The organism is Proteus sp. TJ1640 (assembly GCF_003144445.1).
Taxonomy (GTDB): domain Bacteria; phylum Pseudomonadota; class Gammaproteobacteria; order Enterobacterales; family Enterobacteriaceae; genus Proteus; species Proteus penneri.
This window is the reverse complement of record NZ_PENY01000021.1, coordinates 346,219-359,185: the sequence shown is the minus strand read 5'-3', so window position 1 is coordinate 359,185 and position 12,967 is coordinate 346,219. Positions and strand designations below refer to the sequence as shown.

The 12,967-nt window shown below is 37.6% G+C and carries 12 protein-coding genes; 2 read left to right on the top strand and 10 right to left on the bottom strand.

Going from position 1 to position 12,967, the window contains the following annotated elements; translation table 11 throughout:
* Nucleotides 1-14: 14 nt before the first annotated feature.
* The 4 genes from truA to DK861_RS09110 all read right to left on the bottom strand — a co-directional run bounded on the left by truA (nucleotide 15) and on the right by DK861_RS09110 (nucleotide 4,028).
* Nucleotides 15-899: a tRNA pseudouridine(38-40) synthase TruA gene (gene truA, locus DK861_RS09125; protein ID WP_006533347.1), complete on the bottom strand. Its 885-nt coding sequence runs from the start codon at nucleotides 897-899 to the stop codon at nucleotides 15-17.
* Nucleotides 899-1,909 carry an aspartate-semialdehyde dehydrogenase gene (locus DK861_RS09120; RefSeq protein WP_006533348.1) on the bottom strand — a complete coding sequence of 337 codons (1,011 nt, stop codon included), beginning with the start codon at nucleotides 1,907-1,909 and terminating at the stop codon, nucleotides 899-901. Before DK861_RS09120 ends, truA begins: the two co-directional genes overlap by 1 nt.
* Before the next feature lie 44 nt (nucleotides 1,910-1,953).
* Nucleotides 1,954-3,096 (bottom strand): 4-phosphoerythronate dehydrogenase PdxB, encoded by a 1,143-nt coding sequence (pdxB, locus tag DK861_RS09115; RefSeq protein WP_006533349.1) that lies wholly within the window; start codon nucleotides 3,094-3,096, stop codon nucleotides 1,954-1,956.
* A gap of 149 nt (nucleotides 3,097-3,245) precedes the next feature.
* Nucleotides 3,246-4,028, bottom strand: a complete 783-nt coding sequence (locus DK861_RS09110; protein WP_109399882.1) for a helix-turn-helix transcriptional regulator — start codon at nucleotides 4,026-4,028, stop codon at nucleotides 3,246-3,248.
* A 121-nt stretch (nucleotides 4,029-4,149) separates the two neighbouring features.
* Here DK861_RS09110 and DK861_RS09105 point away from each other — a divergent pair, with 121 nt between their 5' ends.
* Complete coding sequence (locus DK861_RS09105; RefSeq protein ID WP_072063201.1) at nucleotides 4,150-5,070, top strand: EamA family transporter; 921 nt, start codon at nucleotides 4,150-4,152, stop codon at nucleotides 5,068-5,070.
* A 561-nt stretch (nucleotides 5,071-5,631) separates the two neighbouring features.
* On the opposite strand, the gene fabB is transcribed toward DK861_RS09105, so the two are convergent.
* Nucleotides 5,632-6,843, bottom strand: coding sequence for a beta-ketoacyl-ACP synthase I (gene fabB / locus DK861_RS09100; RefSeq protein WP_006533354.1), 1,212 nt, complete (start codon nucleotides 6,841-6,843; stop codon nucleotides 5,632-5,634).
* Nucleotides 6,844-7,048: 205 nt separating this feature from the next.
* Here fabB and mnmC point away from each other — a divergent pair, with 205 nt between their 5' ends.
* On the top strand, nucleotides 7,049-9,097 hold the full coding sequence (gene mnmC, locus DK861_RS09095; protein WP_109399881.1) for a bifunctional tRNA (5-methylaminomethyl-2-thiouridine)(34)-methyltransferase MnmD/FAD-dependent 5-carboxymethylaminomethyl-2-thiouridine(34) oxidoreductase MnmC: 2,049 nt from the start codon (nucleotides 7,049-7,051) through the stop codon (nucleotides 9,095-9,097).
* A 96-nt stretch (nucleotides 9,098-9,193) separates the two neighbouring features.
* Here the strand turns inward: mnmC and DK861_RS09090 are convergent, their stop codons facing one another.
* From DK861_RS09090 to DK861_RS09070, 5 genes are all read right to left on the bottom strand, one after another.
* A complete protein-coding gene (locus DK861_RS09090) occupies nucleotides 9,194-9,742 on the bottom strand; it encodes a GNAT family N-acetyltransferase (protein ID WP_109399880.1) in 549 nt (182 codons plus the stop codon).
* A gap of 109 nt (nucleotides 9,743-9,851) precedes the next feature.
* Entirely contained in the window at nucleotides 9,852-10,748 is an 897-nt protein-coding gene (locus DK861_RS09085; RefSeq protein WP_109399879.1) for a hypothetical protein, read from the bottom strand.
* Nucleotides 10,749-11,074: 326 nt separating this feature from the next.
* The gene (locus tag DK861_RS09080) at nucleotides 11,075-11,347 is read right to left on the bottom strand and encodes a YfcL family protein (RefSeq protein WP_006533359.1); all 273 of its coding nucleotides are present in this window, start codon (nucleotides 11,345-11,347) and stop codon (nucleotides 11,075-11,077) included.
* A 153-nt stretch (nucleotides 11,348-11,500) separates the two neighbouring features.
* Nucleotides 11,501-12,055, bottom strand: coding sequence for an elongation factor P hydroxylase (locus DK861_RS09075; RefSeq protein ID WP_109399878.1), 555 nt, complete (start codon nucleotides 12,053-12,055; stop codon nucleotides 11,501-11,503).
* A 19-nt stretch (nucleotides 12,056-12,074) separates the two neighbouring features.
* A complete protein-coding gene (locus DK861_RS09070) occupies nucleotides 12,075-12,875 on the bottom strand; it encodes a sulfite exporter TauE/SafE family protein (RefSeq protein ID WP_072063206.1) in 801 nt (266 codons plus the stop codon).
* Nucleotides 12,876-12,967: the final 92 nt, after the last annotated feature.

Here is a 12,967-nt window from a genome sequence, read left to right as displayed (position 1 = left end):
AAAACTGGGTGTCTTTATGATTGAGATATCTCAATAGGGTTATCCGCTAAAAATAGTGGGCCCATTGCAGGTTTTGGTAATTCAAAATGATCAGGATAATCCACAGAAACTAAATACAATCCATTCGCTTTAGCTGTTGCAGCGGCTTTAGTTCTGTCTTTTAAGGCTAATAATTCAGCCATCCAAGTAATATCCTGATTGCCACACCCTATTTCTAAAAGGCTGCCAACAATATTTCTCACCATATGATGAACAAACGCATTCGCTTTAATGTCCACAACAACATAGTCACCATATCGAGAAACATTGATATGCATAACGTTACGCCATGGCGTTCGCGATTGACATTGAACGGCTCTAAAAGAGGTAAAATCGTTTTCACCCAGTAAACATTGCGCAGCTTGGTGCATACGCTCAGCATCTAAAGGGTAATGAAAATGCGTCACTCCAGATGATAATATAGCGGGACGATAGCGATGATTAAAAATAACATAGCGATAACGTCTTGCCGTTGCACTAAAGCGAGCATGAAAATCATCAGCAACTGTTTTTACCCAACGTACAGCGATATCCGCAGGTAAATGAGTGTTAACTCCCATTGTCCATGCAGGATCTTTGCGGTGCGCAGTTGTTTCAAAATGGACAACTTGTCCCGTTGCATGTACGCCAGCATCAGTTCTTCCCGCACAAAACACAGATATAGGCTCATTAGCCACTTGTGAAAGTGCTTTTTCTAGCCGTTCTTGTACACTGCGCACTTCATTTTGGCGTTGCCAGCCATAATAGCGACTACCATCATATTCAACGCCTAAAGCAATTTTGATTGTTGTGCTTTCAGAAGTAACCGCTGACTCAGTCAAAGGCTGTTCTGCCACTTCAGCACTCACTTGCGCATTCATTAGTAAAACTGCTCCTGCATTAATTGCTCTGCTACTTCAACAGCCATTAATGCCCCGCCAAAGCGCACGTTATCTGCTACTGACCAAAATTGCAAAGCTTCTGGCATACCATAATCATTACGGAAACAGCCTAAATTCAAACTCACATTACCAGATGCATCAGTGACTTGTGTTGGAAAATCATTTTCATCACTGATATTAAGATCTTCACTTTCTTGTAATGTTTCACGTGCTTCATCACTTCCCATTGGGCGTGAGGTTTCTAATTGTACTGACTGTGCATTACCATAGAAAACAGGCGCTTGCAGTGTAGTCACAGAAATTGGCAAGCCTTCATCTTGTAAAATTTTACGAATTTGATCAACCATACGACGCTCTTCTTGTATAGAACCTTCGTCATCAACCATTAAAGGTAAAATATTAAATGCCAATTGCTTATTAAAACGGCCTAATTCAGGAGGAATACCGTTAAGTAAACGAGCACTTTGCCCTGCGAGTTCATCTACGGCTTGTTTCCCAAAACGAGAAACAGACATTAAGTTAGTCACACTAAGGCGCGTTAAACCCGCAGACTCTGTTAGTGGATTAATGGCACGTAATAATTGGCTCACCATGCTATCAGCAATAGAAACAATATTACGCGTACGATATTCCGCTAGCATTGCACTGTTCACACCAGGAACAACCAATGGCACATCCCAATCCATTGCAAAGATGCCACTACAATCAATAACAATACAGCCAGCATCAGCGGCTTGTTGTGCGTATTGCGCACTGATTTCTGTTGGCGCCGCAAAAAAAGCTAATTGAATATCTGCCCATTCGATATTGTAAATACCTTGAACAGCAACACTTTTACTGTTTACACGCACTGATTTTCCAATACTGTCTTCACTTGCGATTGCCGTCAGTTCACCAATGGGAAATTCACGCTCTTGTAGCAGTTCTAAAATCGCTTCACCAACAGCGCCTGTTGCACCAACAACTGCGATATTCCAACCTTCTCCCATAAGATATCCTCCAATACCATAAATTTTAAAAATAATGTTGTGCTTTATTTGCGTGTCGCACTTTTGTATGTAGCACTAAAACCAATCGCACTTAATGTATTGGCCGTAGTTTGGTTATCACAAATTACATGTAGTGAAGACCATTCACGACGTACAGGATAAAGTTTGCGTAATTTATCAAACTCCCCTTTTATACCTGCTACCTTTCGTAATGGTGCATCATCACGACGCACATCATAAACAAGGTGGATCAGTTGTTTTAAAAGTGTTTGTGTTAACTCACCTTGTATTGAAATTGTTGAAATAGTCGGTGCTGGCAACAAGGTTGATAATTCAACTTGTTGAGGCTGTCCAATAAAATCACAGTAAGCCTCAAATACTTGTGTTGTACCGCGTGCTTTGCCTTCTAAGGTATAACCCGCAATATGTGGGGTACCTATATCGACTTTATTTAATAATTCAATAGAAAGATCAGGCTCTGGCTCCCAAACATCTAATACCACACGTAAAGACTTACCTTTCTCGAGTACAGACAATAATGCTTGATTATCAACAACCTCGCCACGACTCGCATTAATTAAAATACGTCCTTCAGGTAATTTTTCGAGGTTGCTCTCATTAATTAAATGATAACTTTTGTATGGACCTGATTTATTGAGAGGTGTATGGAAAGTCAGAATGTCTGCTTTTTCTAATAGCGTTTCCAATGAATGAAATTCTTCATTATCACCATTATCTGCTCTAGGTGGATCGCAAAGTAATACATTGACACCCAATGCACGTAAACGTGTAGCTAACCGTCCACCTACATTTCCCACACCCACAATACCGACGACTTTATCGGTTAATTGGAAGCCATCTTGCTCTGCTAGCATCATCAGTGCCGAAAATACATATTCAACGACCGCAATAGCATTACAGCCTGGGGCTGATGAAAAACCAATTTGTTGCTGTTCTAACCATGAAATATCGACATGATCGAAACCCGCAGTCGCCGTTCCAACAAATTTCACTGGCTTGCCTGATAATAAGGATTCATTGACTTTAGTAATTGATCTCACCATTAAGGCATCAGAATCATTAAGCTCATCAGTAGGTAATGGGCGCCCAGAAACAGCTTTTACCTCACCTAATTGGCGGAAAAGTTGTTCCGCATAAGGCATATTTTCATCAACCAGAATTTTCACGGTGTTATCTCACTGATTTGGTATTTATGTGTGTAAACAATCAATAGAAAAATAAAATTAAGCGGTCTATTTTGCCACTTATTCACCGCAAAGCCTATTATTGACAGTAAAATCCTCCTAGATTTTAAGTAAATAAATGAAAAGAAAGCTTAACAATTAGATAATCGACGAAAACGTTCGGGTGTTGTACCAGCAAATTGTTGAAACATCGCAATAAAAGAAGATGAAGAGCTATATCCAACATCAAATGCAATTTCATTCACACTTTTCCCTTGCTCTAGTAAAGAAATTGCATGTAAAAAGCGTAGACGTTTACGCCATTCACTAAATGACATACCTAATTCTTGTTGGCAACGACGAGAGAGTGTTCTTTCTGAGGTATAACGTTTTTTAGCCCATTCTTCTAATGAGGTATTATCCGCTGGATCCTGCTCTAATACAGAAAGTATGGGAGCAAGTAATTTATCTTTAGAAGAGGGTAAGTAAGTATGATGTATTGGCGAAACTTTAAGTTGATCAATCAATACTTGGGCTAAGCGAAAATCTTCTTCTGTTTGTGGTTTACACACACCACGATGAAAGAAGTCGGAAAATATGGTTGAAAAAATAGCACTTAATTGGATCAAACAAGGTTTATCTAATAATTCATCACTCCAACTTGGTGCGATATCTAGCACTTTAAAAGAGAGTGTTTTTTTATTGTAACTAGCGTGCCCTATATTTTTGGGGATCCATACACTAAATTCTGGTGGTGCTAAAAACCGCTGTCCTCCGGCTTCTAAATCCATAACACCAGAGATCACATAAAGTAACTGACCAAAGTCATGCTGATGATAAACAAACTCAGTTTCAGCTAATAGTTGCTCATCACGAAATCGGACTGTATCTGGATCAGACAATAACCATTGCATTTTTTGTTGTTCAATTGTCATCGTTATGTTGTTCTCTTGTCATGTTGTCTTTATTGGCCTATCTGTTGTCTGGTTTTCATTATATATATCTAATCAGACAGGCTTACAATAGCGACCTGGTTTAAAAATAGATGTGAGAACAATGAAAAACGCAATATTTCCGCTTTTAGCGGTACTGATCTGGTCCATTAATGCCGTCGTAAATAAAGCAGCTGCGTCTGTTATCGATCCTGCGGCTATCTCTTTTTATCGTTGGTTTCTCGCCTTTTTAATTATGACACCTTTTTTGATTATGCCAGTTTGGCATCATCGTAAAACCGTCAAACAATATTGGTGGAAATTATTTATTCTTGGTGCATTAGGAATGGTGATGTACCAGAGTTTGGCTTATTATGCTGCACATTATGTTAGCGCAACATTTATGGGAATACTAAACTCTCTTATCCCATTATTAACCGTCATTATTAGTATTTTTGTTTTACGTGTTGTACCTACGGTAGGTATTGTTTTAGGCACTGTGCTTTCAATTAGTGGCTTAGTTTGGCTAATTAGCCGTGGCGAACCCTCTCAGTTACTTTCCCAAGGCTTGGGTTATGGTGAATTGATGATGTTTATAGCTTCGGCGTCATACGCTCTTTATGGTGTATTAACAAAACGATGGTCAATCACACTACCTAACTGGCAATCACTTTATGTGCAAATTGGATTTGGTGTCCTGTTATTATTGCCAAACTTCTTTCTTGCCGAAAGTGTTGCATTAACAAAAGATAATATTGGATTGGTTATCTTTGCAGGTATCGGAGCTTCTATTCTTGCACCTTATCTGTGGATTTTAGGTGTGATGAAATTAGGTGCAAACACAACCTCTATTTTTATGAACCTAATGCCATTATTTACTGCAATGATTGCTATCGCACTTCTTGGTGAAGAAATGCATAGTTATCACTTAGTGGGTGGGGGGATTGTGTTACTAGGTGTGCTCTTAGTGCAACAACTTAGAACACCACTAAATTTCCGACGTCAGTCTGCTCAAAAAAAAGCAGATTGTCATCAGGAGATGTGAGTCAATGTCAAAAAGACAACAATAAAAAATGCCGGCTAAATTCTTAGCCGGTCACATTCATAATGTTCGGTTTAATAAATAAAACTGACACAAGAAATCAAAGTATAAAATATAAAGTAATACAAGTATCCGTAGCAAACATTACCAACTTTTATATTAAATAGCTTCTACTTATTCATAATAAAATAATCCAGATCAATTTTTTACAGCTCTTTTTGTCCTATTAGTCCTTTCTATTAACCTAACTTCATATAAAACAAAACATTTAGTGACTTTAGTTACAATAAAATCAAACGATTGAAATAAAACACAATTGACTTTATTTAATCATTTAAAACAATCAGTTATAAAAATCATCTATTTTTTTATAATAATAAAAATAAGTAACTATTAGAAAGGCCTTTTAAAGATTATTTATATAATCTTTTTTAAATATTTTTTTATGTGAAAAGTATCTTTATTAGAATAATAATTTATTTTAACTTGTGATTTTAAAATAAAAAGGCAGACTCCATTAAAATGAAGCCTGCTTTTTTAATAAGAAAGTATAAGTATAACCAACTAATTTTTATATTTACTCATGACTAATGAAGCATTAGTACCACCAAAACCAAAGCTATTTGACATTACAGTCTCCAACTTCTGTTCTGTTGGCTGAGTAATGATATTCATACCCTGTGCTTTATCGTCTAATTCTTCAATATTAATGCTTGGTGCAATAAAACCGTGCTCTAACATCAATAAGCTATAAATTGCTTCATGTACACCAGCCGCACCTAATGAGTGGCCAGTCATCGCTTTAGTGGCTGAAATAGCTGGTGTATGTGTACCAAATACTTCAGTGATAGCTTCCAACTCTTTTAAATCACCCACTGGCGTTGAAGTACCATGTGTATTGATGTAATCAACTTTCTCAACATCTTGCATTGCCATTTGCATACAACGCACAGCACCTTCACCTGAAGGAGCAACCATATCTGCACCATCGGAAGTTGCGCCATAGCCCACAACTTCAGCATAAATATGTGCGCCACGCGCTAATGCGTGCTCTAACTCTTCAACAACCACAATACCGCCACCACCAGCGATAACAAAACCATCACGGTTTTTATCGTAAGTACGGGAAGCTTTACTTGGTGTGTCGTTATATTTGGTTGAAAGTGCGCCCATTGCGTCAAATTCGCAGGTCATTTCCCAACTTAACTCTTCGCCACCACCTGCAAACACAACGTCTTGTTTGCCTAATTGGATAAGCTCAACGGCGTGACCAATACAGTGTGCTGATGTTGAACAAGCAGAACTGATTGAATAGTTAACGCCTTTAATTTTAAAAGGTGTTGCTAAACACGCTGAAACACCCGATGCCATTGCACGAGTCACCATATAAGGACCTACGCCACGTAGACCTTTTGCTCTCATGCCATCAGAACCTTGAACCTGATTACGTGGAGAACCACCACCAGACCCTACGACTAAACCTGAACGAATATTAGAAACTTGGTCTTCACTCAGACCTGAATCTGCTATCGCTTCTTGCATAGATAAATAGGCATAAACCGATGCGTCGCTCATAAAACGGCGGATTTTACGGTCAATAAGACCTTCAGTATCAAGCTTAACGTTGCCCCAAATGTGGCTACGAAGCCCCATCTCTTTAAATTCTTCTGAGAAAGTTATCCCGGAACGACCTTCTTTTAAAGAATCCAGCACTTCTTTCTGGTTATTACCAATGCTCGAAACAATACCCAGACCCGTGATCACTGCGCGCTTCATTCATACCTCTTTACAATAATAGTTGTAGCTGCGGGATTTCTGAGTAGCACTTTAGCGTACACTTGTACGCCGAACAAGTCCGATCAGGATCTTTTTTACAAAAATAGAGATAGGCTGATAAAACACTTTTCCCTTTAAGGCTGGTACAGACTACCTAACGGCGCTAAGATATCTGTTAATTTTTTCGAGAAATACAGGCAGTTTCGTGAATAATAGCCCGATAAATACCGCGTCTTTAAGTTGGAATGAACTTGGTACACCTATCTCTGAGCAATTTGGCGATATTTACTTTTCAAATCAAGACGGTCTAGAAGAAACTCGACATGTGTTCTTACATGGAAATCATTTTCCATCACGTTTCGGTACACATGTACGCTCTGAATGTATTATCGCAGAAACAGGTTTTGGTACTGGGCTTAATTTTTTAACACTATGGCAAGCTTTCGAGCAATTTAGACAAGCATCGCCTGACTCTTGTTTAAAACGTCTTCATTATGTAAGTTTTGAGAAATTTCCTCTTACAAAAAGTGACTTACAATCTGCGCATGGTCATTGGCCTGAACTCGAAAAATATTCACAAGCGCTTTGTTCTCAATGGCCATTAGCTATTGCGGGTTGTCACCGCATTATCCTTGCTGATGGGACAATTACACTGGATTTATGGTTTGGTGATATCAACATCTTGTTACCGCAAACTCGCCAAGCATTACATAACAAAGTGGATGCATGGTTCTTAGATGGTTTTGCTCCTTCGAAAAACCCACAGATGTGGAGTGAAACGCTCTTCCAATCAATGGCTGACTCAATGAGAGAAAACGGCACATTTGCAACATTTACCGCTGCCGGGATTGTCAAACGAGGTTTACAACGTGTTGGTTTTGAGATAACTAAAATCAAAGGATTTGGGCAAAAAAGAGAGATGCTGACAGGTGTATTCCCTCATTCTCCCACCCCTGAATATCTACCTTATTATGCACGGCCTCATGCAACACAAGCACAAGATATCGCTATTATAGGCGGGGGTATTGCTAGCACCTTTATCGCACTTTCTTGCTTAAGAAGAGGCGCCAATGTCACCTTATATTGTGAAGATAAACAACCTGCAACTAATGCCTCAGGCAATCGACAAGGCGTGTTATATCCATTACTCAATGGCAAATCCGATGAACTAGAGCAATTTTTTACAACCGCATTTCTATTCGCTCATCGCACTTATGACAATCTGAGTAAAGCAGGCATTCCTTTTTCACATCAATGGTCTGGTGTTGCTCAGGTTATTTATAACGAGAAAGTTCGTAAAAAAGCACAGAGAATTATGGATAATTCCATACCTTTTGCTCAAATAGCGTGTTACCTCAATGAAGATGAAGTTAATAAAATCAGCGGAATAGATATTAATTGTGATGCATTGTTTTATCCACAAGCCGGCTGGCTTTCCCCGACTGAGCTCACAATCAATACATTAAAATATGCTGAAAAATTAGGCTTAACGTTGCGCTTTAATCATCAAGTCACTCAAATAAGTGCACAGGATACATCTTGGTGCTTAGATGTTGTTCATCATGATGGAGAGAGTACGATACATCTTCAATCACAACATGATTGCGTTATTTTGGCGAATGGTCATAGAATTATAGACTTTACTCAAAGTGCCAAATTACCCATTAGCGCAGTCAGAGGCCAAGTTAGTCATATTCCAACAACAAAAACATTATCAAAGTTAAAAACCGTTCTTTGTTATGATGGCTATTTTACACCGGTTGATAACCAAGATAATTTGCATTGTGTAGGGGCAAGCTTTCGTCGCGATCGCTTAGATTTAGCTATCTCAACTCAAGAGCAAGAAAACAACCAAGCTCATCTTATACAGTGTTTAGCCAAAGCGCCTTGGGTTAAAGAAGTTGATTTTAGCCAAAATAAAGCGCGAATAGGTATTCGTTGTACTATTCGCGATCACCTACCGTTATTAGGCGAAGTGCCTGATTTTGAAAAATTGCGAGTAGCATACACGCATTTAGATAGATTTAAGCGTAGAAGACAAACTCCCGCTTTAGCGCCTGCTTATCATCAACTTTATATTATCAGTGCATTAGGCTCTCGTGGATTATGTTCAGCACCTTTATCCGCCGAAATTCTTGCAAGCCAAATTTTTGATGAACCTTTTCCCGTTGAAGATAATGTGTTGAATGCCTTACATCCTAATCGTTTTTGGGTAAGAGCATTACTGCGAGGAAAATCAATTGAAGTGAAATAAAAGGTATAAGCAGCCGGCCTTGGTTGCTTAGCTCGCTTATTTTTACTTTTTACTCCACTCATTGTGAGATCCGACATCATCGCATCAAAAGAGAAACTAAACCTCAAACTTCATTGCACAGCGCATTTCTTTTACAAAACCCCCACTTTCAACTTCATCATCTAAGATTTCTTGCAAAGAATGAGGAATTTCGTTTTCTGGTAAAATAGAAAAACCTAATCGTTGATAATACGGTGCATTCCAAGGAACATGGCGAAATGTTGTCAACGTAACAGCATCAAACTTATGTAGTTTGGCTTCATCTTTTACTTTTTGAATAAGTAATTTACCAATCCCCCTATTTTGCCAATCTTGGCTGACTGAGAGTTCATGAATAAATAAACTTTCTGGTAATGGCTTCGTCATAATAAAACCAACGGGGTCATTCTCACTATTAACAGCTACCCAATGCCCTTTATGGTTAATAAAGAGTAAATGTTTTTCAACGCTTTGTACGCCACTTTCGCTTATCCAACTTAAATCTTCTAAGGTGCTAAATAATTGCCCTGCTGATTGCTCGATAATGGGTAATTTAATTGCATCATCAATTTGTGTGGGGCGAAGAGTAATATCGTTATTTTTTATTTTGGTTTGTGTTGTTGTCATAGAGATTTCCAGTGATATTCTTATTCTTTAGTGAATTAAATACGTTAAAAAAGCCACCCGATTGGATGGCTTATAATTGCATTGGATAGCTTTTTACTCTTTGAATACCTTACTTTTTAGGTAATATACCGTAAGATTGAAATTTACCACTCTCTTCCATAAAATGGTTGTAATACTTGTTGTCTTCTACCGAGTCTTTCACCACTCTATTAGCATACGTGCTAGAGACAGCAAGTGTCGCCTTATAAAGTTTATCTTTTAATGCGTTATGGATCTTTGGATCATCACTTTCTTGAATTTGATTTAATAATGACACTAGCTCTTCTGCATCGGCTTGAATATCAGGATCAGTAAATTCTGCTGTCGGTAACATATAGTCTAAATCAAGGTTAACAGAATCGTTATACTCATCTTCTTGAGTAAACGGAGCTAAATCTTTACTGTATTCCGCTGAAATATATTTAACAAATTCAGGTTTATCAAAGCATTTATTTTTTATACTACCGTCATTATTTTTATTACGAGTACGGATCTCATTAGGAAATGGCTCACCTAAAGCATAAGTACACTGAAAAACATTACCATCAATTAATGTGGCATTAGTGCTACGCACTGGAAGTTCAAATTCATAGCCATTAATAATAACGGGGTAATCAACAGGTTTAAATTGGTTTGTTTTTCCCTTTACGGCATAAACTTCAGAAAGGGTGTAATACATGAAATTATCAGGATTTAATATGCCACCATTATTATGATCATAAACCATAAATCGAGCATTATTACCGGCGCTATCTGTTAAATTATGCTCACCAGGAGACAGCGTTATGTAACCATTTTTACCTGGCTCAACCTGATATTCTTTACCATCAACGCTAAAACTAATGACTTTCTCACTTGGATTACTGTAATAAAACTTATTTTTTTTATTATCTAAATCAAATTGATCACAAGAAGATAAAAATAAAACAGCACTAGTCAGTAGGCCTATTTTAAAGAAATTTTTCATCGTATCGTTATCCTTATCATAAATATTCTATGCAAATCATTTGCATCCCGAGAAACATTCCTAAAAAACATTTAAAAGTAATTTTACAGAAATGGCAAGGAGTTACAAAAGATAGCACTATTATGCTTAATCAATGAGAGATACATCGACTTTGAAAAATCAAATAAAAACAATTGATAAATAGTGAGGATCAATTTTTGTATAAAAACCAATCTAATTCAACAGTAAATATCTTAAATATAACTTAACGACTTGAGTTTAATAAAATATTAAGAAAGAAAAAACAACCGATTTATGCCGGTTGTTCTCTTAATCGACATGCCAAATTAATTTATTGAGTTAACTAAATCATGCCATGTAGATAAAACTAACGCTTGATCTGGAGGTGAAAGTTCACCTGCTTTTATCGCCTTTTGAATGCTCTCTTCTACACGCGCTCTTAACGCTTCTAACTGTGTGTTATTTTCTTGCTCTAGTTCAGCAATAGCTAGTGTAATATGACCTTGTAAATACCCACCTGCAAATAACTCATCGTCAGTGGCATGTTCAACACGGCTATCAATTTTATCTAATAAGTACGCTTCATACTCAGAAAGCATTATTTATCCTCAATATATAATGTTGCTATCTTTTATATTTACCTTGTATTAGCAAAGCATAAATACGTGTGTTCCAGCAACCTTACTACTTCAGACTCCACCCTATTGGGTAAAACCTTCACAGTGGATAGGCGATAGTTATTCTCGCAATCCTTAATTAACTAAAGGATTTTCCTGATAAGGAAACATCTCTTCCGTTAGCTCTGGGGTATTGTAAAACAAATGTAACGCATTAATAAATAGCTGTGCACGAGGTGGTGTGTTTTTGTCTCGTAAATAAGCGAGAACTTGTTCTCTCACTTTATTTCTAAACTCATAACGATCAGGTTCAAAGTTACCTTCTAAATTGTCACAACTAACATTAAAAGGATAACCAGCAGCTTGGCAGAATAACCAATCTAATGCTTGAGGTTTGATTTCTACAACTTCGAACTGTTTTTGAGTAGTTTCATCTCGTCCATCTGGGCAATACCAGTAACCATAATCAACTTGTTGCCGACGAGCCTCTCCGGCGATACACCAATGCGATATTTCATGTAATGCGCTGGCATAAAAACCATGAGCAAAAATAATTTGATGATAAGGTGTCTCTTCATTTGCTGGCAAATAAATTGGCTCATCATCCCCTTTAACTAAACGGGTTTGGAAACTTTCGCTAAAACATTGATTAAAGATATCAATTAACTGTTGATAATGATGTGCTGACATTTAAAAAAACCATTTATTCCTAATTAAAAAGTGCAGAGAACCAAAGTGCAATAGTATCGCCATGATTGTCATTAATGAGTTTGATGCTCATCAAAAAGGAGATAATGACCAACATAGGTCTTATTAATTTTTGCCCTTTTGTTAAGACTAAACCAGCACCTAAGCGAGCACCAATAAACTGCCCACAAAGCATAACTAAACCAATAGTCCAAATAACCTGCCCACCAATAATAAAAAACAGTAAAGAGCCAAAATTAGAGGTGAAATTGAGTAATTTAGCATGAGCTGTTGCTTTTGAAAGATTATATCCAAGTAACATGACATAACCTAAAGCGAAAAAAGAACCTGTACCCGGCCCAAAAATACCATCATAAAAACCGACACCGCCGCCTAATATTGCACCAAAAGTATAATAGCCAATACGTTGTTTACTGTCTTGAGCACCGATTGATGGAGTAAGAAGAAAATAGAAACCGATAGCGATGGTAAGAATAGGAAGTGCTTGTTTAAGAATTTCTGGATTAATAAACTGTACCAACATGGCACCAGAAACAGCACCAATAAACGTCATTAAAATGGCAAATCGCTGCGCTCTTAAATCAATCACCTTTCGACGTATAAAGTAGAGCGTAGCCGAAAATGAACCACCTACTGATTGCAGTTTATTCGTTGCAAGAGCCTGAACAGGCGAGATCCCAGCGGATAACAAAGCTGGAATAGTGATTAATCCACCACCACCAGCAATTGAATCAATAAAACCTGCGATTAAAGCCACCAAGAAGAGAAGAAGGTAGATGCCATCTGAAAAGAGCCAATCCATTTATCTATCCGAATTATTAGGAATGAATGAAGGGCGTGTTGCTGTGTTTATCTCATTTATTTAAAAAAGCCACAACAACACGATCTGAGCAT

Excerpts from the sequence above, each read along its gene's own strand:
- DK861_RS09085 (WP_109399879.1), bottom strand. The coding sequence starts at position 10,748 with ATGAAAAATTTCTTTAAAATAGGCCTACTGACTAGTGCTGTTTTATTT.
- DK861_RS09120 (WP_006533348.1), bottom strand. The coding sequence starts at position 1,909 with ATGGGAGAAGGTTGGAATATCGCAGTTGTTGGTGCAACAGGCGCTGTT.
- DK861_RS09090 (WP_109399880.1), bottom strand. The coding sequence starts at position 9,742 with ATGACAACAACACAAACCAAAATAAAAAATAACGATATTACTCTTCGC.
- DK861_RS09110 (WP_109399882.1), bottom strand. The coding sequence starts at position 4,028 with ATGACAATTGAACAACAAAAAATGCAATGGTTATTGTCTGATCCAGAT.
- DK861_RS09070 (WP_072063206.1), bottom strand. The coding sequence starts at position 12,875 with ATGGATTGGCTCTTTTCAGATGGCATCTACCTTCTTCTCTTCTTGGTG.
- DK861_RS09105 (WP_072063201.1), top strand. The coding sequence starts at position 4,150 with ATGAAAAACGCAATATTTCCGCTTTTAGCGGTACTGATCTGGTCCATT.
- truA (WP_006533347.1), bottom strand. The coding sequence starts at position 899 with ATGAATGCGCAAGTGAGTGCTGAAGTGGCAGAACAGCCTTTGACTGAG.
- DK861_RS09080 (WP_006533359.1), bottom strand. The coding sequence starts at position 11,347 with ATGCTTTCTGAGTATGAAGCGTACTTATTAGATAAAATTGATAGCCGT.
- DK861_RS09075 (WP_109399878.1), bottom strand. The coding sequence starts at position 12,055 with ATGTCAGCACATCATTATCAACAGTTAATTGATATCTTTAATCAATGT.
- fabB (WP_006533354.1), bottom strand. The coding sequence starts at position 6,843 with ATGAAGCGCGCAGTGATCACGGGTCTGGGTATTGTTTCGAGCATTGGT.